This is a genomic window from Croceitalea sp. MTPC6 (assembly GCF_036985525.1).
Lineage (GTDB): Bacteria > Bacteroidota > Bacteroidia > Flavobacteriales > Flavobacteriaceae > Croceitalea.
Map to the genome: position 1 here is coordinate 1 of NZ_BTGR01000041.1, position 423 is coordinate 423.

The 423-nt window shown below is 54.1% G+C and carries 1 protein-coding gene; it reads right to left on the reverse strand.

What is annotated here, in order from left to right; genetic code table 11:
• Positions 1 to 423 (reverse strand): TonB-dependent receptor plug domain-containing protein (locus AACP56_RS17955; protein ID WP_339339099.1); only part of this gene is annotated, 423 nt, incomplete at both ends.

Below are 423 nucleotides of genomic sequence, written 5' to 3' on the forward strand. Positions count from 1 at the left end.
TTGTGCATTGGGGTTCAACCTACCGTCCGTCCCAACGATCTGGTCATTGGGGACGTTGAAGGGGTTGTAGCCCAATTGTTGGTATATGTTCGCCGAGGCAAAGGTAGGGTCGCCGCCACCTGCAGCTGAGTTTTTCAAGGCCTCCCACATGGTCTCATAATATTGGCCCGGGCTGAGCTCGTCATAGAACTGCCACTGTGATGTGGACACCAGACCATATTGCATGGAGGCGTTTACCTGTATGCCCCCTTTTGTACCGCTCTTGGTGGTGATGATAACCACCCCGTTGGCGGCCCTGGAACCGTACAGTGAAGTGGAGGCCGCATCCTTGAGGATGGTAAAGGATTCGATGTCCTCTTGGTTGATCGTGTTCAAGGCACCCTCAAATTGTACCCCGTCCACAATGAAGAGAGGGGCCGTGTC